The organism is Brevibacillus sp. FIR094 (genome assembly GCF_050477165.1).
Lineage (GTDB): Bacteria > Bacillota > Bacilli > Brevibacillales > Brevibacillaceae > Brevibacillus.
Window position 1 is genome coordinate 147,196 of the sequence record NZ_JBEAES010000014.1, and the last position, 18,808, is coordinate 166,003.

The following is an 18,808-nucleotide window of genomic DNA, read 5'->3' on the forward strand; positions in this document are numbered from 1 at the left end:
TGTATAGGTAAACGCGCCAAAAAGCTCCTCAGTAAACAGGGGCTCTTTCGCGCGTTTACTTGTTTAAACAGTTTTCTTGTATACAAACCGTGAGTTTTTTTCGTAGATGTGGTAAAGATAGTAAGTAACGAATGAGAGATTACGGAAAGGAGGGACGGGCTATGAGGCACAAACCTCAAACACGCTCCAAGGTGCTTTTGGCTGACAATGGTGTGGATATCGTTGGCGATGTTCACGGCTGTTACGACGAATTTATAGAATTGCTCAAACGCTTGGGATATGAACAAACCCCAGACGGTACCTATCGCCATCCCCACGGCCGAAAGCTCCTTTCCCTCGGTGATATCACGAGTCGTGGACCTTACTCAATCAAAATGCTGCAGTTTTTTCACCATCATGTCACGGCAGGTCTGGCTGAGATGGTGGATAGTAACCACGGTTGGAAAGTAGCCCGTTGGCTGGATGGCAGACCAGTGACATTGGCTCACGGAGATGAAAAGGTAGAAGAGGAGATTCGGCTGTATCAGCAAGAATACGGACCGAAGAAGGCCTCCTTGCTGCGAGAGCAGAGTCGCAGATTGCTATTTTCTTCTCCTTCGCACATGATCATCAAACGGAATGAAAAAATAGTAGCGGTCGCCGTTCATGCGGGGATTCGTGATGATTACATAGGGATGGATTCGCCTACGGTCTACACGTTTTGCCGATATGGCGATGTGGCAGGAACGGGACCAGATGGGCGCCCGATCCGCAGAGAATGGGCAAAAGAACGAAAAGTGACTTCGCCCATAATCGTATGGGGACATGATCCGCATCCAGAACCAAAAAGAAAAAATGGCACCATCAACATCGACCAAGGATGTGTGTTCGGCGGAATGTTAACCGCCTACCGCTACCCAGAGGACGAATTGGTGAATGTGCCAGCAAAAAGAAATTATTCGGGCTTAACGGATACGCCGTTGACCCGTTTTAAGGCAGACGATTAAACGGAGATGTTACGTTACGTTTTGAGCTTTTCGAATAAACGCTTTAGGATGACAGCCTGTGCCCAGAGCGGTAGAGGTTGGTCAGGCTGTTTACGCCATTGTTCGTCGGTTAATAAGCCTTGATCATACAGCCAGTTGACGGCTTCCTGCTTCCAGTCGGCTCCTCCGTTTCCTGGAGAATTGGTGGGAGCAAGGGTCGGTGCTGTAGTAGGTTTTGGAGTAGAAGTAGGAGTCGTAGGGGGCTGGTAGGGAAGTTTAGCGTACGTGCAAAATGCTCGGACTACCCCTTCCGCGAGATCTCGCCAATCCTGTTGCAGTTTATTGGCGTCCAGGGCATTGTCAGCAAAGCCATACTCGACGATAACCGTCTCCACGCTGCCAGTCTCCCGGTGCATGAAGTAGTAATCGAGCCGCGGATTATCTGGCAGTGTCCGCGTAAAAATGCGTCGATTCGGCATCCCTTCTGCTGCCAGGGCATCCTGGATCAATTGGGGAAAGGTTGGGGAGCCGTAAATCGAGTAAATGACCTCGGAGCCTCGGCCGCCACCTGAGTTAATGTGATTCGAGATGCAGTAGCGAGCACCGCTGTTTCGAACCAGCTCAGTACGAGCCTCACTTGTTAGAGTCACATCGGTTGTCCGTGTGATAGCGACAGGAATATTTAGAGCCAAAAAGCGATTATATTGATAGAGCGATATTTGCAAATTCATATCTTTCTCGGTAAACTGCGTGTTGTTTCCTCCACCTGGATCGCTGCCACCGTGTCCAGCGTCCAGAATTACAATTGGAGTCATAGTTGTTTCACCTCTTGCTATTAGAATATGCGTGAGACGAAGATATTGTTGAGGGCAGTGTTCTCATTTTCCAAGTTTTCTAATCACAATTTACAGAAGATAGCTCAACTATGGTACAATAAAAGAGTTCATAATTACGTATAGAGGATGGTAATGTATTGATGGCTTGGTACAACTGGGTAATTCCAATTGTTACATTGTTAATCGGTCTCGCTGGTGGGTTTTATGGAGGGACTTATTTATTGAAAAAACAAATGTCCAACATGCAAATGGACGACAAGCAGCTTCAAGCCATGGCCCGTTCAATGGGGATGAATCTCAACCAAAAGCAGCTCAAACAAATGAGTCGTACGATGAAAAACATGAAAATGCCAAATAAATTCGGGAAGTAGCGTGAAAGGGAGTGTCGTTTGATGGGGGCGACCCGGCTGCGCTACACGATGATCGGTTTTATTGTCGGAGTGTTTATCGTGTATTTGAAAGACCTGCCGCTTGCTGAAGGAACTCGGTTTGCAGCCCCTTTTTACGGAGCGGGGATCGGACTGCTCATTGACGGCATTATTTTACGTATGAAAAAAAGAAAGCAAGAGTAGGGGAGGAGCCTGGCGAATGATGCCAGGCTTTTTTCTGTTGGGAAGGGCGCTTATTTTTCAAGAGACTCAGCAAAATACTGGACGATAAAATCACAGAATTTGCGTGCTGCCAGGGAGAGATATCTTTTTTCGTGCCGAATCATTTGAAAATGTCGCTGGCAGATCGGGTTTTCGATCGGAACCATGACAAGGTGAGGGTCTTCCTCTCGACTGATACAGCCATAGAGGGCGATGCCAAGACCTGCGCGGACCAGCTTTTGGATAGAGCTGGGATCATCTACCCGACAAGCGAATTTGGGGGTAATCCCTGCTTTTTGAAAGAACTGATCGTACAGCATTTGAATGGGAAAGTCCTCCCTGTAGCCGATAAATGACTCTTCAGCCAGCTCACTTAGTCGAATACTGTTTTGCTTGGCTAAGTGATGGGTGCGAGGGACAGCTACATGAATATCTTCTTTCAGTACGGGTGTAGTCAAAATATCCGGCACCTTGATCGGCAAATGCGTGAAGCAAATATCCACTTCGCCTGACTCCAGGAGGGTTGCCATTTCTTCGATGCTGGCTTGCGTGATCTGGAAGTGTACATCAGGATGGAGGGCGAGAAACTTGCCCAATGGTTCTGATAACAAGTCCAAGGTCGACGTTGCCAGATGAATACGACCATGTTCCATTCCAGCCAGATCCGATACGACTTTTTGACCTTCCTCCAACAAATTCAGCGCTTTATCTACACGCTCCAGATATGCCTTCCCAAATGTATTCAGCCGTATACGTCCTCGCTCGCGGTCAAATAACGGAACACCGACATTCTCTTCCAACCGAGCAATAGTCTTGCTGAGAGCAGGCTGGGCAATCCGCAGCTCTTGGGCGGCTTTCGTCATATACTGCCACTTGGCCACTGTCCGGAAATAGTGCAATTGCAACAATTCCATTCGATTCAACTCCATATACTCAGGTATATCAACTTCATATCAAAAGATATATTTTCGTTTATTTTAAAATCATTATAAACTACAGCTAGCAAGTCAAACAATCACCTTCCCGGGAAGAAATCGGTGATAACGAGAGGTGTCTTTCCAATATGCAAACTGAACCACAACAACAATCTGCTGAAAAAGTTCTTCGCGTACTCGTGTTTACCCTCATGATTACGGTGATGAGTGCTACGATGTTCAATATCGTGTTACCGCAAATCAGGGAAGAATTTCATTTATCTTTTAGCCAAGTAAGCTGGGTGACGTCTGCCTTTTTGTTAATCTATGCGGTTGGAACCGTGATGTACGGAAAGCTAGCCGATTCCTACAAGCTCAAACATTTGCTTACATTCGGACTGATTTTGTTTGCCATCGGCTCCCTTATCGGATTTTTCGCCCATAACTATGGCACGGTACTTTTCGGGAGAATTGTGCAGGCAGCAGGAGCTGCAGTTGTTCCGGCGACGTCTTCCATTATTCCGGTGCGATATTTTCCCCCAGAGAGTAGGGGGAGAGCTCTAGGGATCTCAATGACCGGGATGGCGATCGGTAGCGCATTAGGTCCCGTTCTTTCCTCTTTGCTGGTCAGTCTGCTCGATTGGAGATGGCTGTTCTGCATGCCGTTGTTCACACTTTTTGCCGTGCCTTTTTTCCGGAAGTATTTGGAGGAGGAGGAACGGGAAGCCGTCAAAATGGACTGGATCGGCGGTGGGCTTCTTGCAATCACGATTGCGTTGCTTCTACTGGCTATTACGAATCAGAGCTTGTTGCTTGCACTGGGCTGCATCCTCTCATTCCTTCTGTTCTTGGTAAGAATTCAGACAACCGCAGAACCTTTTGTTCGTCCTGGCTTATTTCGGAGCAAACGCTATTCACTCGGGCTGGTGATTGCCTTTTTGATGATAGGGAGTGGCTATTCGTTCGCTTTCCTTAGTCCACAGTTATTGGCCAATGTGAATCATTTGGCACCGGGGCTCATTGGCTTTGTCATGGTACCGGGAGCAATTGTGACCGCGTTCTTTGGGAAAAAGGCTGGAATTCTTGCAGATAAGAAAGGGAATTCGTATTTATTTTACACAGCGTCTGCGCTACTTTTGAGCAGCTTTGTCCTCTTCTCTTCCTTTGCGGGAGTATCTCCGCTTCTCATTGCCGTTTTTCTGATTTTTGGCAATGTCGGACTATCGTTTATGATGATTTCGATGTCAAACGCAATCTCGCAGTCGCTACCAAAAGAACAGATTGGCGTCGGTATGGGATTGTTGGCAATGCTGAACTTTATTGCAGGTGCACTGGCAGCTACCTTGTTCGGCAAGACGATTGATGGAGGCGCTTCTGTGAGCTGGAATTTGCTCAATAGCTATCCAGGAGCGTCCGTCTATAGCAATATTTACTCCGCTTTAGTGCTCGTGATACTGGGTCTTGCTTGCCTTTATTACAGACAGTTCGGTCGCAGCTGCTCGGTGAGAGAACTCCATTGATTCGGTTAATAAAATTATTTTTATTGCTAGACTCCATTGACAACCAGATATAAACCGAATAGAATTTCAAACAATAATAACAATAACGCGAAGAACGGGAACAGTAAGTGGTCTGATCTGTTTAGAGAGCTGCGGGATGGTGCAACGCAGTCAGAGAAGCCAGTGAAGCTCGCCCGGGAGCGGCAGGACTGAACAAGATGTAGCGCTGCATCGAGCAGTAAGTTCTGACGGATAACCTCCGTGATCGGGTTGTGCTGATCGACTGGGATCAGTACACGAGGTGGACTTCTGGCGAATAGCGGGAGTCAACGAGAGTGGTACCGCGATAGACAAGGTCTGTCGTCTCTTCGATAGAGACGGCAGGCCTTTTTGATTTAACAACGACATAGAGCAAACGCGAAGAACGGGAGCTAGTAAAGCGAATTTCTTGTCCAGAGAGCTGCGGGTAGGTGCGACGCAGTCAGGAAATGCTCGAATCTCACCCGGGAGCGGCAAGGTTGAACACATACAGTAGACCTTGACGGATCGTCCCACGTCATCGGGACAGCGAGGTGGATTCTCTTTTGAAAAAAAGAGGGGATCAACGAGAGTGGTACCGCGGCAGCCAAAAGCCTGTCGTCTCTTGTATATGGAGACGATGGGCTTTTTTTATTGGGAAAATAACTAAAAAAATTGAGGAGGCAATACCCATGGCAAAACGAATTCATATTTTCGATACGACACTGCGTGATGGAGAGCAAGCACCAGGAGCGTCTCTTTCTCCTGAGCAAAAAATCGTGATAGCGAAGCATTTGGCAGACCTCGGCGTGGATGTCATTGAACCGGGCTTCCCGATCTCCAGTCCTGGTGACTTCATGGCGGTGCAACGTATTTCGCAAGAGGTGCACGGTGTAGAAATCTGTGGCTTTGCTCGTGCAGTGAAAGAGGACATCGATGCAGCTGTTCGGGCTACACAAGCGGCAGAGCGTCGTAGACTCCACATGTTCCTGTCATCCTCCAGCATTCATCTGGACTTCCAACTCCGCAAGTCGAGAGAGCAGGTGATTAAGATCGCCCGTGAGATGATTGCGTACGGCAAACAGTTCGTAGACCGGATTGAATTTTCGCCAATGGATGCGACCCGTACGGGAGATGAGTTTCTGTTTGAGATGATCGAGGCGGCAATTGAAGAAGGGGCAACTATTATCAACATCCCGGATACGGTCGGATATGCGCTTCCGGAAGAGTACGGTGCCATGTTCACTCGTGTCATGAAAAATGTCCGTGGCAGCGACAAGGTAGAGTTCAGTGCACATTGCCACAATGACCTGGGACTCGCGGTTGCAAACAGTTTGGCTGCGATTCGTGCTGGGGTCACCCAAGTCGAAGTAACGGTCAACGGGGTCGGTGAGCGAGCAGGGAACTGCTCTTTGGAAGAGCTGGTGATGGCAATTGAGACCCGCAAAGAAGCACTAGATGCCGAGACTGGCATCAGACCAGAGCACATTTACACCACTTCACAAAAGGTGAGCCGTGCCATGAGCTTCCCAATTGCTTTCAACAAACCAATTGTCGGTCGCAATGCTTTTCAGCACGAAGCGGGAATTCATCAGGACGGTCTCTTAAAAGAGCGCAGCACATACGAAATCATGGACCCGGAGAGCTTGGGCGTACCTCGCAACATGATCATTCTCGGAAAACACTCCGGCCGCCATGCGATCAAGCACCGCGTAAACGAGTTCGGAATACAGATGACCGACGAACAGATGGAGACACTGTACGTCCAATTTAAAGAGCTGGCTGACAAGCAAAAAGTTGTCCAGGATCATCAGTTGCTTGAGCTGGTAGGACATACCGTGAACGCTGTACTGGAGCCGTTCACATTGGTAAATGCGCAAGTGCTCACCGGCACATCCGGAAGTCGTATGGCTTCCTGCACCATTACGAACAATGTGACAGGAGACGAACAAGCATACTCTGGTACCGGAGAAGGACCTGTCGAGGCATTGGTGGCAGGCATCAAGCAGGCACTGCCGTTCGACGTGGAGTTTACGGACATGGAGCTGTATTCATTGTCATCAGGGGAACATGCGACAGGCGAAGCGATTGTGACGGTCAGCGCTAACGGAAGTCATTTTAAAGGAGTTGCCGAGCATCGAGATGTACTGATGGCGGTCGCGCAGGCTTTTATGGCGGCGAGCAATCAGGCGGTGCGTGATCATCAGGCCAAAGTTGTAACAGCCGGGGCTAACTAGAAATCTATTTGTTGCACCAAACATAAAAGAGTCAGCCTGTAGATGTTTGCAGGCTGACTCTTTAAGTGCTTGTGGCTGTAGTGGAGAGAAGAATATTTCCAGTCTAGGCTCCAGGCTCCGTCCTGCTGGGGGCAAAGGCTGCCCGCTAATCCCTTCTCCGCTCGGTAGGACTCCACAAGTCGCTACGTCTGGAAATATTCTTCTCTGTCGTGACTGATGATACTCTTCGTTCTTTTAAAGTTCTTTAAAACCCAGTTAAGTACGGAAAGCTCGCAGAGGAAACAGGAAAAATAAGCGAAGATCTTAGGGACACCGACCGAGACGGAATGAAAAAAGCGAAACACGGTCGTAAGCGTCCACCTCTGAAAAACTTCCTGAATGGACTACTTTGGACGCGGTTTCGCTTTTTGCATGGAGTCGGGCAGTGAATCCCTCAGCGGGTGGCCCTAGAAGCTGAGCGTTTTCTCCTGTTTCCTCCCCACCAATACAGTAACGTACAAGAGGGTCTATTTAAATCAAGCAGTAAAAATCAACTCATATACCATCTTCACAATCAAGGTAATGGATACGACCAAGAACAACGGACGAACATAACGTACTCCCGTTTTGATGGCCATTTTGGCACCAAGGTTAGCGCCCAACAGCATCGCGATTCCCATGATGAGACCAGTCATGAAGACGACCTTGCCCTCCAGTGTGAAGACAAAAAGCGCAGAAATGTTACTGGCCAAATTCAAAATTCGGCCATTGCCGGCTGCAATCACAAAATCGTAGCCAAACAAAAGCACCATTAGAAAAACAAAGAACGAACCGGTTCCGGGCCCGAAAAATCCATCGTAAAATCCGATTAAAAAGGTAAAAGGAATCCCGATGCCGAGCGTAAATTTGGTCAGCCCTTTGTAGTTGGAATCTTGACCGAAACGTTTGTTGAATAGGGTGTAAACGAAAATGAGTGCCATCATGATAACGACAAGGAACTTCAAAAACTCCTGGGGAACGAACAGAACTGTTTTCGCTCCGAAATAGGCGCCGATCAGGGAGACGGGAAATAAGATCAGCATGAGCTTTTTGTCAAATTTACCGTTCTTGATAAAGGTGTAAGAACTGGTGGCTGATGAAATCGTGCCAGCCAATTTGTTCGTGCCAAGTGCAAGGTACGGTGGCATTCCTAGACCGAGCAGGGCGGGGAGGGAGATGAGTCCGCCTCCACCAACAGTACTGTCGATGAATGCTGCAATGAATCCAAAGACGGCAAGAAGTACGATCGTTGATAAGTCCATTTCCACTAGATATCACCTGATTCTCTTCGATTGTAATACTCCAAGTCTAGCACGCTCGTTTTTGTTTTCAAGATGGAAATCTTTGAAATAATAAATAGATTAATATACTTTGCATACCGATTTGTTGAAAAACTGTTTGGCTTACAGTATAATGAAGGCGTAAGCTTGACCTACATAATTTGAGGAGGAATGTTACAATGGCACATCAACTTCCTGCATTGCCTTATGCACACAACGCTTTGGAACCACATATCGACGCGCAAACCATGGAGATCCATCACGGACGCCACCATGCTACTTATGTTAACAACCTGAATGCAGCTCTGGAAGCACACGCTGACCTGCAAGGTAAAAGCATTGAAGAGCTGATCAGCAATCTGGATGCTCTGCCTGAGTCCATCCGTACTGCTGTTCGCAACAACGGTGGAGGCCATGCTAACCACACACTGTTCTGGGAAATCATGAGCCCGAATGGCGGCGGCGCACCAACTGGTGAACTGGCTGACGCAATCAACGCGGCTTTCGGAAGCTTTGACAACTTCAAAGCAGAATTCGCAAAAGCAGCTACTACTCGTTTCGGTTCCGGATGGGCTTGGCTGACTGCAGAAGGCGGAAAAGTAGCAATCAGCTCTACTCCTAACCAAGACAGCCCAATCATGGAAGGTAAAAAACCTATCCTTGGTCTGGACGTCTGGGAGCATGCTTACTACCTGAACTACCAAAACAAACGCCCTGACTACATCGGCGCGTTCTGGAACGTTGTAAACTGGGATGAAGTTAGCAAACGTTTCGCAGCAGCGAAATAATTGTAACTTTACCTGTCAAAAGGCTTGTCGTTCTTTAAGAGCGGCAAGCCTTTTTTGTTCAGAGAAAAGAAACGGCATCGATTCTGGATACACTTGTAACCATGATGATTATGAGATATAATACTTACTAAAAGTAACTAAGTTTAAAAAGTATAGAGGAGAGTGTACGCAAATGATGCCGTCTTTTTTCATTGCACATGGTGCCCCGTTACTTGCGATAGAAAACAATGCCTATACAGAAGCACTGAACCAATTGCCTAGTCTGCTCCCGCGTAAGCCACGAGCGATCGTCATGTTTTCGGCTCACTGGGAAGCTTTTGAGCAAATGGTGGGAACGATGGATATCTTCCCGACGATTCACGATTTTGGCGGATTCCCGCAGGAGTTGTACGAGATTGAGTATCCAGCAAAAGGGGAGCGAGAAATAGCGGAGGAAACAGTCCGCCTTCTTCAGGAAGCGGGCGTGCCAGTTGCTCTCAACACGACACGCGGACTTGATCATGGACATTGGGTCATTCTGCGCCATATGTATCCGGATGCAGATATTCCTGTTGTTGCCTTATCAGTTAATCCGAATCTGACCGTGACGGAGCAATATCAGATCGGCAAAGCACTCAGTCCACTCCGCGAAAAAGACGTTCTGATCCTCGGCAGTGGCGGAACCGTCCATAATTTTTCCTATATGAACCTGAGAGAGTCCGATAGTAATACCTTTGAGTGGGCAGGACAATTCGAAGACTGGCTGCAAACAACATTGACTGAGTGGAATGTCGAGGATCTCGCCAACTACCGTGAGCTTGCTCCACATGCTGAAAAAGCTGTTCCCGCGTATGGAACTGAGCATTTTGTTCCGCTTGTGTACGTCATGGGAGCTGCTGACGATGAACGTACAGCGAAGCGCCTGCATATGAGTATGCGTTATGGAAGTCTCAGTCACACCCTTTGGCAGTTTGGTGATACGAAATAATGACAGAGCGCATGGAGGATGTTTATCGGGAGTATAAATCATTACTGTTTTCCCTTGCGTACCGGATGACTGGCTCGGTAACGGAAGCGGAGGACATTGTTCAGGATACATTTCTTGCGTTGGCAGGTACCGACATCCAAGACATTCACCATGTAAAAAGCTATCTGTGCAAAGCTGTGACCAATCGTTGTCTGGACTTATTAAAATCAGCCCGTTGGAAGCGGGAGCAGTATGTAGGGGAATGGTTGCCGGAGCCGATGCTGGACGCTTCGGAAACCAATGATCCCCTGCAAACAGTGATTGCCGAAGAAGCAGTCTCGTATGGCTTGCTTGTTCTATTGGAGAATCTACCGTCGACGCTACGTGCCGTTTTTGTGCTCCGAACGGCTCTCGACTACGAATACAGCGAAATTGCTGCGATGCTCGAAATGACCGAAGTAAATTGCCGTAAGAAGTTTAGCCTTGCGAGAAAAAAGCTGGCTGAAGCAGGAAATCAGGCGCTCGTCCCTCAGTCGAATCGGACTTCGAGCTTGGTAGAACAGCTGATACAGGCCATCTCCAAGTCAGATGCGATGTCGTTGATCGGGCTTTTGACAAAAGATGCTGTGTTTGTCAGCGATGGTGGCGGGAAAGTCCGTGCGGCTATTCATCCCATCTTCTCAGACGAGCGGATTACTGCCTTCTGGATGGGGGTATGGCCGAGGTGGGCTTCTCATGCTACCATGCAGATTCGTTCAATCAATGGCCAAGATGGAATTGCCGTCTACTCCGAAGGTCAGCTAAAAATAATCATCCAGATCACAATGAATGAAGAAGAAAATCGCATTGCACGCTTGTACATGATGGTCAATCCAGATAAGCTTGCCCATTTGCAAAAAGAAAATGGATGATTCGTCACAAGAAGGACGCTTCACTCGTCTATGAGGTTGAAAACAAATTCGAGTGGAGAGGACAGATGAATGATGCAAGCTAGATTCAATCATCGTGCAGCAAATCCTGAGGCGCTTCAAACCATGCTCAAGCTGGAAAATTTCGTGAATGAGAGCGGCTTGGACAAAAAACTGATTGAGCTGATCAAAATTCGTGCTTCCCAAATCAACGGCTGCGCTTTTTGCATGGATATGCATACGCAGGATGCACGCAAACTCGGTGAAACAGAGCAACGCATTTATTTACTCAGCCTATGGAGAGAATCTGCGGTTTACACAGAGGCAGAGCGGGCCGTCCTTGCTCTGACAGAAGCTGTCACTGTGATTACGGCTAACGGTGTTTCAGAAGAGCTTTATCAGCAGGTCCGCGAGCATTTTGACGAGAACCAGTACGTTGCCTTGATTATGGCAATCAATACGATCAACAGCTGGAACCGAATCGCGATTTCGACAGGAATGAGTGCTCCGTATAAATAAGTAAGGATCAGTCAAGAAAAAGACACGCTCTTAGGAAAAGGAGCGTGTCTTTTTTCGTTGCTATACATCCATCTCGACTTTTCTGCCTGGATAGAACTGCTGCTCTTCGGAAAGTGGATTGCCTTTGACGGTCAGCACGGTAGGCGTAATCCGGAAGATGGCGGTCGTACTGCCCAGCGAAGAACGATATTTGATGACATGCTGCAAAGGCAAAGGTTCTGAATAGTAGCCGGGTACGTACTTGTCGATCATGGATTGCATCGCATCGCGCATCTCCTCAGGTTCAGAAACACGCTCAATTGTCCCAGCAATAAACACACTCATGTAAGCCGTATCGATATGGGCAGGCACAGGTGAGGCGATTGTGCCGTACTCCTCGCAAACACTGAAACATACACGGTTGTTGCCGTTAATCATCTCGATTTTTCTGCCAGAATCCGCGCCGTGAAAATAAATACAGCCATTCCACCAAGCAAAATTCATAGGCAGGATGTACGGCTCGATTTCATTGGACAAGCCGAGATGGCCGACCTTTGCTACTTTCAAAAACTGGTCAATTTGTTCCTGATCAGTAATGGTACGCTTGGAATAACGAATTGGTATCATGTCGAGTCCCCCAGTCTTGTCGTTGTTAATTTGATCGTAATGGGTATTTGACTAGGAGAACAGGTGCAATTTTGGTAAAAATGAACGGGTCAGATGACAAAAAAATAACCGCCCTCTACTGGAAGGGGCGGTAGTCTCGTCGATTACGAGCGTTTTGAATCTAATTTTTTGGTAAGCTGTTCTTCTCCGTGGTGGATCCAACCGACGAAGGAATCGCGGATGGTCAGATCAAAATTGAGGTAGACCACGGCGACGAACATGTAATGACTTTTCCCTTGAAAACGGGAGCGGTAGCGCAGATCAATCCATTTGACCTCATAGCCAAAGGAGCGCTCCTTTGTTTCTACATGCACATGATGGGTAAAGGCGAGGAAGGATTGGACTTTGTAGCTTTTCTTGGCTGCCACAATCCGCTCATTTTCCGGTTTAATGGAGAAGGTGTCCAAGATGACGACGTCCCCCGAAATGACTTCACCTACATACCAATGCTGGTCTGTTTTGGCGACGAAGGTCCAATATGTCCAGGAAAGAGTAGGGATGATGGTAAAGGTACCAGCTTTGCCGATTCGCTGACGAACCAGCTCGGTCGTTCGTCTTTGCGCCTGACAACGCCAGTAGTAGTATCCGGCAATGATCACGTATATCCATAAAAAGACGTGTCCTGGATGCGCACCTGCCGCCCATAGCATAAAGCCGACGAGATGAGCAGCGAAAATGAACGGATCGAAAATGAAAATGGCGTTAAGAGCCACCCATTTGTCGCGAAAAGGGTACAGGCCCTTTGTGCCATAGGAATTGAACAAGTCAACGAATACGTGTAAACAGACGGCCAGGAATATCCAGCCGAGCAAATGCAACCAATGGGGCTGTGGCATTATGGCCTGGATGAGAACGAAAATGGCTCCAGTCCAGAGAAATAAAGCGGGAACCGAGTGAGAAACGCCTCGGTGGTTGCGAATGTAGGCAGCGGTACCACGAAGGCGGACTAAGCCATCCAAATCAGGTGCCTGCGAGCCAATGACCGTACCAATCATGACGGCCACTGCAAGTGACGGAGTAGAAGCTACGACAGGATCAAGATAGGCGAGCCCGGCCAATCCAAAGCCCATGGCAAAATGTGTGGCTGTATCCATGGAATCGTTGTCTTCCTCCCTTCCTTCCACTTTTATTGTTTATTATAGCGTTTGCCTACGGTTAATTCCCGCCCGATCTGAAAATATTTGTGTGCTTGTTCGCACGAGGTGGGAAGGGTATGATGAAAGCGTTGATTCGTTAAAGGAGGAACATGTCGCATGCTAACGGTTTTCATTGAATACAAGCTGGATACTGAAAAACGGAGTCACGCTCTGCGATTGCTCACCTCGATGTCTGAGCGAATGGAAGCGATGGGTGCACGTCAGTATCGCTCAATGGAGGGCTTGGATCAGCCCGGTCTGTTTGTCGAAACGTTTGAGGTCGAGACTGTTCACGTATACGAAGAAATCAAGGCAAACCGATTGGCAGATCAAGACTTTTGCGACTGTATTTCCGGCGGAGCTGCGAAACTGCATGTGTGGGCATTTCGTCCCGCGGAACTGGGATGAAAAGGAGTAGAATAAACGGAAATGGCAAGAAAAAAAGAAAGCTTGAAATATACCCTTCCTGAACAATTTCATGTGTTTGGCTTTGCCCAGGATTTGCTGGCCTGGTACGACTCACAAAAGCGGGATTTGCCTTGGCGGATCAACAAAGACCCATATCGAATCTGGGTATCGGAGATCATGCTCCAGCAAACACGCGTAGAGACTGTTAAACCTTATTATGCGAATTTCATGGAAAAATTTCCGACGGTGAGTGAATTAGCGAAAGCACCCGAGGAAGATGTCTTAAAAGCGTGGGAAGGACTCGGTTATTACTCCCGCGCGCGCAATCTTCAAGCCGCAGCCCGCGAGGTAACGGTTCGCTATGGAGGAGTTGTGCCGGATACACCAGAAGAAATCGCTACACTAAAAGGTGTGGGGCCTTATACAGCAGGTGCCATTCTTAGCATTGCCTATGAAAAGGCAGAGCCGGCTGTGGATGGAAATGTTATGCGTGTCTTTTCACGCCTGCTGTATTTAACTGACGACATCGCGAAGCCTGCCACGAGAATCAAAATTGAGCATCTCGTACGCCAGGTCATTCCAGCGGGGAGAGCGGGAGATTTCAATCAGGCTTTAATGGAGCTGGGAGCGATGGTCTGTGTGCCGCGCACTCCGCAATGCTTGACCTGTCCGGTGTTTGACTACTGTATGGCGCGTCAGGAGGGAGTGGCAGAAGAACTGCCGGTCAAAGGCAAAGCCAAACCTCCACGTCCTGTTGATCTGCAAGTAGGCATTATCATTCGCGACGGCAAAGTATTGATGAACAAGCGTCCCGATCAAGGGCTTCTCGCCGGCATGTGGGAATTCCCTACTGTTGAAACCGAACAGGAAAGTGATGCTGCCAAGCAGGAGGCACTTGCAGTTGGTTTGCGTGAACGATTCGGAATCGATGTAGAAGTCATCCAGCCGCTAGGTACGGTTCAGCACGTCTTCTCCCATTTGCAGTGGAACATGCAAGTATGGTCCTGTGACTGGATCGAAGGGGAAGAGCTCCCCGCTCATGCAAGATACGCAGCTTGGGAGGAATTAGATGCTTACACCATCCCGATGGCGCATCAAAAAATTCGCGAGCTGTTGGGACAAAAATAACGATTAGGCAAAGCTGTCGAGCATTTCTCGGCAGCTTATTTATTTCATCAGACCGATGTGACGCAAGCCGTGAGATATTCCACCATCATCAACGTGGCGCGTTACATAATTGGCATACGGCAACAAAGCTTCATGCGCATTGCCCATCGCGATTCCCATCCCGACATAAGAGAGCATTTCTTTATCATTCAGACCGTCTCCAAAAGCAACTGCTTTGCTTGGCGCAAGCCCGATATGTGAGAGGAGAGCTTCAATACCGAGGGCTTTTGAACCGCCTTTCGCAAAAACATCCATACTATACTCATGCCAGCGTATAAACGAGAGAGCGGGAATCTCTTCTCTGTACTGCTGTTCGTGTGCATCTGGTGTAAACAACAGCGCTTGATAAACATTTTCAGAATGGGCGAAGTTCGCATTGTGATCGGGGGAATCGAGCTTCAATTGCTGAAAGGTCCAATCCAAATAAGGATGCTGCTTATGAGTAGAAAAGCCCGCCGTCCTGCCTTGAAACACGATGGGATGGTCGTGCTGGGCCGCGATCTGCTGCAATTGATCGAGTGTTTTGGTCGGGATGGGGCGATCGTAAATGGTTTTTCCTTGATAGACGACATATGCGCCATTGCAGCTGACATACGAGTCGATGCCGCACTGCTGGGCAAGCTCGTCAAAATAATAATGAGCTCTGCCTGTTGCTAAGACGACCTCGATTTTGTTTCTTTGCAGCTCTTGAATGGCTTCGAGAGTATCCGGTGGTATGATTTTCTCTTCGTTGACGAGTGTTCCATCAATGTCTAAAAAGACGATTTGATACTCCATGATTTCACTCCCCACTGTTCTCTTTTGAATCCATTATAAAGCTTCGAGAGAGGGGAAGAGCAGTGGAAAATAAAAAGATCATGCCCCCGCAGACATGATCTTTGTAAAACCGTTTCTTTTTAGCGAATCAAAAACTCTGGAAATTGTGTGACGATCTGATGCTTTTGTTCTTCGATGCGTTTCAGCGCTTGTTGTTGCATGTATTTTGCTTCAATTTGCTTCGGTGTCAATTTCCGTTTCTCAATAATGATTGTGAAGAAAATCATTGGAATGTACATGAGTGTATCCCTCCCATCCCGTTAATTTGGTGCAGTCAGCTACCATCTATCGCTTTGACTCCCGTAAACCTCATCATCTGACGCCGTTGTTTGTTTTTCATACTAAAATCCCTCCTGTAGTCAAGTCGTCGTGTTTCGTCCATTAAATGCGGCTCACAAATTGTGCTGCTTGAAAAGCATGTTCTTCGGCGCGTTCTTCGAGATAGCGACAGCGAGCAGATTCTGCGAAAAGTGTCTCCGCTTGTTCCTTATTGCGTTCAATCTTGACTGTGAAAAGCAAAAAGTTCAGTACCATTACCAATCACCCCCTTTCAAGGTTAAAAATGTTAATTGTTGAGAAAGAAAAAGACCACGGGCGAAAGCCTGCGGTCTTCTGGCATCAACAAACGGACATGCCGTGTTGAAGGGCATAGAAAGACCACAAGCAACAACGCCTGTGGTCGGTAATAGACGAAATGGAAATGTTGAAGAGTACGAATACTACTGGAATTCGTCGACCCAGGAGGCGCTGCTATATTTAGTTGGAACATCCACAAGACGATAAATAAGAGCTGGATTTGGATTCATTGCTATCATCATCATGGTGCTGCCTCCTTTCTTTCCGTAGTAGTAGTGTGTGGAACGTACTCTTAGAATATGGCATTTTTTTCTTGTTGTAAAGCGATTTTTTACCTATTTATAGAAGAAAGTATATTCTGAATATAATAAAAAATAATAAATAATAAACGAATGTGCAAAATAGTGGGCGAATGTAGGTTTACAATGAGACATATAGCGGGTATCAATATAGGACAATTATGACACGCAGAAAGGTGATGCTAGCGAATGAAAACACCCAGACTTACTGTAAAATCTAAGCTAATCGCTACATTTTCCACCATATTAGTGATCCCCATGCTTTTGCTCGGGTTGCTCTCTTATCAGAGTGCCAAGGCAGAGTTGTCAGATGAATTGCTAACGACTGCCTCTGAAAATGTTCGGTTGATAGATGAGCTTTTGAATCACACACTGCTGGAGCAATCGAGGAATGTGGAATGGATTGCTTCTGATATTGTACGCCATGACATCTTAGAAGAGACCAAAATGGAAACCCAAAAGCAGTTGCAACGTTTTCTCGCAATGAACCCAGAAGTGAGTGAAGCGTATATCGGGGACGAAAATGGTGGCATGTTGACTGCGACTGACTCGAAGCTTCCGGAGGGATACGACCCGCGAAAGAGGGATTGGTACATAGCGGCAATGAAGCAACTAGGAAAAAGCGTCATTGTGGACCCATACATTGATGCCATAACCGGAAAAGTTGTGTTGGGAATAGCGATGTCTTTGCCAGATAAATCCGGTGTTCTGGGAATTGATATTCAACTGAAAGCGCTGGACGCGACGGTCAAGCAAGCGAAAATCGGTACCCAAGGATTTATGGCGATTTTGGATAAAAACCGAAAAATGCTAGTCAATCCAAATGGAGAGTCTGGCGATGAGGTTGCAGAGTCTTGGACGGATACTGTTTATGCAGGAGAGTCAGGTCGTTTACAATTTCAGCATGAAGGAAATCCCGTTCAAGCTGTGTTTACTACGAATAAAAATACGGGGTGGAAGCTTGTCGGCGTGATGTATGAAAGTGAAGCAGCAGAAGCAGCAAATCCGATTTTTTACACGATGCTCGTGATTATCATTGCTGCGCTGGTGGTAGCTGGTGGAGTCATTTACCTGATTTTGCGCTCCTTACTACGTCCATTGCGCATGTTGACAGAAGCAGCGGAAAAAATGAGTCAAGGTGATGTGACACAACAAGTAGATATACGAAGTGACGATGAGCTGGGTACGTTGGGCAAAGCCTTCAATCATATGGCGGAATCTCTCCGTTCCTTGCTCCATTCTGTGAATGATTCTGTTCAGCAGCTGGCTTCTTCAGCAGAGCAGCTCGCTGCAAGTGCAGATCAGACAAGCAAAGCGACAGAACAGATCGCAGAGACCATGCAAGAAATGGCGGAGGGAACCGAGCAGCAAGTCTCCCATACGCAGGAGGGGAACGCAGCCGTCGAACAAATGTCGGCAAGAATCGGTCAGATTGTAGAGCATACACAAAATGTCTTCAGCGTAGCCCAGGAATCGTCGGACTTGGCAGTGAGTGGAAACAAAGCCATTCAATCAGCTGTCCTGCAAATGAACGCATCCAGCGAATCGATTCACGGTCTGGCAAAAGTCGTGGATAATCTGGGGACGCGTTCCCAAGAAATCGGAAACATCGTGGATGTGATTACTGCCATCGCAAATCAAACCAACCTGCTCGCACTAAATGCGGCAATCGAAGCGGCTCGAGCAGGGGAGTATGGACGAGGCTTTGCTGTGGTGGCTGATGAGGTACGCAAGCTGGCAGAGCAATCCGCAAGCTCGGCACAACAAATTAGTCAGCTGATCACCGCGATCCAAGCGGAGACAAACCATGCTGTGATTGTTATGGATCAGAGCAAGCGTGAAGTAACGGAAGGTATTGAAAAAGTGAACGAAGCTGGCCAGTCCTTCGAACAAATTCAATCAGCCGTCAATGAAGTGGCAGAGAAAATCGGTCAGGTATCTGAAGCAACGCGTGATTTCTCCACAAGGGCACAGCAAGTGGTTGAGATCATTGGTCATATTTCCGAAGTGACACTGCAAGCATCTGATGGAACACAAAGTGTATCCGCAGCTGCCCAGGAGCAGCTAGCCTCTATGGAAGAGATCGCTTCCTCAGCCGTTTCTCTCGAACACCTCGCGGAGGAATTGCAAAACCAGATCGGCAAATTCCGTATCTAAAAATAAGCCCGGCGCCGTGTTTACATACACGGGGACTGACCCCATAACGTAAGACAAATCAAAACACCTTCAAGAGAATGCGACCA

20 protein-coding genes and 2 other annotated features are annotated in these 18,808 nt (G+C 47.7%); of the genes, 12 read left to right on the forward strand and 8 right to left on the reverse strand.

Features of this window, described 5'->3' with window-relative positions; genetic code table 11:
* The first annotated feature begins 161 nt into the window (after positions 1–161).
* Positions 162–986, forward strand: coding sequence for a metallophosphoesterase (locus tag ACQ5DJ_RS14920; RefSeq protein WP_429843154.1), 825 nt, complete (start codon positions 162–164; stop codon positions 984–986).
* A gap of 14 nt (positions 987–1,000) precedes the next feature.
* Here the strand turns inward: ACQ5DJ_RS14920 and ACQ5DJ_RS14925 are convergent, their stop codons facing one another.
* Positions 1,001–1,780, reverse strand: a complete 780-nt coding sequence (locus ACQ5DJ_RS14925) for an N-acetylmuramoyl-L-alanine amidase family protein (RefSeq protein WP_429843155.1) — start codon at positions 1,778–1,780, stop codon at positions 1,001–1,003.
* 161 nt (positions 1,781–1,941) lie between these two features.
* Between ACQ5DJ_RS14925 and ACQ5DJ_RS14930 the strand changes: the two genes are divergently transcribed.
* Together ACQ5DJ_RS14930 and ACQ5DJ_RS14935 are read left to right on the forward strand one after the other, a co-directional pair.
* Positions 1,942–2,172 carry a YneF family protein gene (locus tag ACQ5DJ_RS14930; protein WP_012684742.1) on the forward strand — a complete coding sequence of 77 codons (231 nt, stop codon included), beginning with the start codon at positions 1,942–1,944 and terminating at the stop codon, positions 2,170–2,172.
* 21 nt (positions 2,173–2,193) lie between these two features.
* Complete coding sequence (locus ACQ5DJ_RS14935) at positions 2,194–2,373, forward strand: hypothetical protein (protein ID WP_012684743.1); 180 nt, start codon at positions 2,194–2,196, stop codon at positions 2,371–2,373.
* 50 nt (positions 2,374–2,423) lie between these two features.
* On the opposite strand, the gene ACQ5DJ_RS14940 is transcribed toward ACQ5DJ_RS14935, so the two are convergent.
* On the reverse strand, positions 2,424–3,305 hold the full coding sequence (locus tag ACQ5DJ_RS14940) for a LysR family transcriptional regulator (RefSeq protein WP_429843156.1): 882 nt from the start codon (positions 3,303–3,305) through the stop codon (positions 2,424–2,426).
* Between the two features lie 149 nt (positions 3,306–3,454).
* Here ACQ5DJ_RS14940 and ACQ5DJ_RS14945 point away from each other — a divergent pair, with 149 nt between their 5' ends.
* Both ACQ5DJ_RS14945 and ACQ5DJ_RS14950 read left to right on the forward strand, forming a co-directional pair.
* Positions 3,455–4,825 (forward strand): MFS transporter, encoded by a 1,371-nt coding sequence (locus ACQ5DJ_RS14945; RefSeq protein WP_429843157.1) that lies wholly within the window; start codon positions 3,455–3,457, stop codon positions 4,823–4,825.
* An 81-nt stretch (positions 4,826–4,906) separates the two neighbouring features.
* Positions 4,907–5,175: a binding site (T-box leader), on the forward strand.
* Between the two features lie 40 nt (positions 5,176–5,215).
* Positions 5,216–5,451, forward strand: a binding site (T-box leader).
* 63 nt (positions 5,452–5,514) lie between these two features.
* Entirely contained in the window at positions 5,515–7,059 is a 1,545-nt protein-coding gene (locus ACQ5DJ_RS14950) for a 2-isopropylmalate synthase (protein WP_429843158.1), read from the forward strand.
* Positions 7,060–7,574: 515 nt separating this feature from the next.
* Here the strand turns inward: ACQ5DJ_RS14950 and ACQ5DJ_RS14955 are convergent.
* On the reverse strand, positions 7,575–8,345 hold the full coding sequence (locus ACQ5DJ_RS14955) for a sulfite exporter TauE/SafE family protein (protein WP_429843159.1): 771 nt from the start codon (positions 8,343–8,345) through the stop codon (positions 7,575–7,577).
* A 191-nt stretch (positions 8,346–8,536) separates the two neighbouring features.
* Here ACQ5DJ_RS14955 and ACQ5DJ_RS14960 point away from each other — a divergent pair, with 191 nt between their 5' ends.
* The 4 genes from ACQ5DJ_RS14960 (at position 8,537) to ACQ5DJ_RS14975 (ending at position 11,518) form a co-directional block, all read left to right on the forward strand.
* Positions 8,537–9,145 carry a superoxide dismutase gene (locus tag ACQ5DJ_RS14960; protein WP_390303282.1) on the forward strand — a complete coding sequence of 203 codons (609 nt, stop codon included), beginning with the start codon at positions 8,537–8,539 and terminating at the stop codon, positions 9,143–9,145.
* Positions 9,146–9,317: 172 nt separating this feature from the next.
* Positions 9,318–10,112, forward strand: coding sequence for a dioxygenase family protein (locus tag ACQ5DJ_RS14965; RefSeq protein ID WP_429843160.1), 795 nt, complete (start codon positions 9,318–9,320; stop codon positions 10,110–10,112).
* Positions 10,112–11,002: an RNA polymerase sigma factor SigJ gene (gene sigJ / locus ACQ5DJ_RS14970; RefSeq protein WP_429843161.1), complete on the forward strand. Its 891-nt coding sequence runs from the start codon at positions 10,112–10,114 to the stop codon at positions 11,000–11,002. Before ACQ5DJ_RS14965 ends, sigJ begins: the two co-directional genes overlap by 1 nt.
* A gap of 72 nt (positions 11,003–11,074) precedes the next feature.
* Positions 11,075–11,518 carry a carboxymuconolactone decarboxylase family protein gene (locus ACQ5DJ_RS14975; RefSeq protein WP_429843173.1) on the forward strand — a complete coding sequence of 148 codons (444 nt, stop codon included), beginning with the start codon at positions 11,075–11,077 and terminating at the stop codon, positions 11,516–11,518.
* A 60-nt stretch (positions 11,519–11,578) separates the two neighbouring features.
* On the opposite strand, the gene ACQ5DJ_RS14980 is transcribed toward ACQ5DJ_RS14975, so the two are convergent.
* Together ACQ5DJ_RS14980 and ACQ5DJ_RS14985 are read right to left on the reverse strand one after the other, a co-directional pair.
* Positions 11,579–12,124, reverse strand: a complete 546-nt coding sequence (locus ACQ5DJ_RS14980) for a pyridoxamine 5'-phosphate oxidase family protein (protein WP_429843162.1) — start codon at positions 12,122–12,124, stop codon at positions 11,579–11,581.
* Between the two features lie 143 nt (positions 12,125–12,267).
* The gene (locus ACQ5DJ_RS14985) at positions 12,268–13,257 is read right to left on the reverse strand and encodes a metal-dependent hydrolase (protein ID WP_429843163.1); all 990 of its coding nucleotides are present in this window, start codon (positions 13,255–13,257) and stop codon (positions 12,268–12,270) included.
* 159 nt (positions 13,258–13,416) lie between these two features.
* On the opposite strand from ACQ5DJ_RS14985, the gene ACQ5DJ_RS14990 reads away from it, so the two are divergent.
* Both ACQ5DJ_RS14990 and mutY read left to right on the forward strand, forming a co-directional pair.
* Positions 13,417–13,707, forward strand: coding sequence for a hypothetical protein (locus ACQ5DJ_RS14990; RefSeq protein ID WP_429843164.1), 291 nt, complete (start codon positions 13,417–13,419; stop codon positions 13,705–13,707).
* 21 nt (positions 13,708–13,728) lie between these two features.
* Positions 13,729–14,835 (forward strand): A/G-specific adenine glycosylase, encoded by a 1,107-nt coding sequence (gene mutY, locus ACQ5DJ_RS14995; RefSeq protein ID WP_429843165.1) that lies wholly within the window; start codon positions 13,729–13,731, stop codon positions 14,833–14,835.
* 39 nt (positions 14,836–14,874) lie between these two features.
* On the opposite strand, the gene ACQ5DJ_RS15000 is transcribed toward mutY, so the two are convergent.
* From ACQ5DJ_RS15000 to ACQ5DJ_RS15010, 3 genes are all read right to left on the reverse strand, one after another.
* Positions 14,875–15,651 (reverse strand): Cof-type HAD-IIB family hydrolase, encoded by a 777-nt coding sequence (locus ACQ5DJ_RS15000; RefSeq protein ID WP_429843166.1) that lies wholly within the window; start codon positions 15,649–15,651, stop codon positions 14,875–14,877.
* Between the two features lie 119 nt (positions 15,652–15,770).
* Entirely contained in the window at positions 15,771–15,929 is a 159-nt protein-coding gene (locus ACQ5DJ_RS15005) for a hypothetical protein (RefSeq protein ID WP_007729792.1), read from the reverse strand.
* A 142-nt stretch (positions 15,930–16,071) separates the two neighbouring features.
* Entirely contained in the window at positions 16,072–16,224 is a 153-nt protein-coding gene (locus tag ACQ5DJ_RS15010) for a hypothetical protein (protein ID WP_017250143.1), read from the reverse strand.
* 530 nt (positions 16,225–16,754) lie between these two features.
* Here ACQ5DJ_RS15010 and ACQ5DJ_RS15015 point away from each other — a divergent pair.
* The gene (locus ACQ5DJ_RS15015; RefSeq protein WP_429843167.1) at positions 16,755–18,722 is read left to right on the forward strand and encodes a methyl-accepting chemotaxis protein; all 1,968 of its coding nucleotides are present in this window, start codon (positions 16,755–16,757) and stop codon (positions 18,720–18,722) included.
* The last annotated feature ends 86 nt before the right edge of the window (positions 18,723–18,808 follow it).